At 37.8% G+C, this 339-nt stretch carries 1 protein-coding gene; it reads left to right on the forward strand.

Translation table 11 applies throughout. The features are described 5' to 3' along the window. A partial coding sequence (locus tag LOSG293_RS09865) for an IS3 family transposase (protein WP_034529921.1) occupies positions 1–339 on the forward strand: 339 nt, incomplete at both ends.

Raw genomic sequence — 339 nt, forward strand, 5'->3', positions numbered from 1 at the left:
AAACATGAACCGACTAAATATGAGATTGAAGAATCGGAGATTCTCCAATTGATTAAACAGTTAGAAAATGAACACAAGCAAAGCGTTGGCTATGACAAAATGACTAGGTTAATCAAGTTAAGTCATCAGATTCCTTATACCGTCAATAAGAAACGAGTCATTCGCATTATGAAAGACCATAGTATCAAAGCTGACTATCGTCAGCCAACCCATAAACGTATTCAAGCCCAGCAAACTTATGAAGCTGAAAATATTCTTAACCGACAATTTGACCAAACCGCAGCTAACCAAGTTTGGGTTACGGATACGACGGAACTAAATTACGGAATCCGGCTTAAT

The sequence above is a fragment of the Secundilactobacillus oryzae JCM 18671 genome (genome assembly GCF_000740055.1).
In the GTDB taxonomy this organism is placed as follows: domain Bacteria; phylum Bacillota; class Bacilli; order Lactobacillales; family Lactobacillaceae; genus Secundilactobacillus; species Secundilactobacillus oryzae.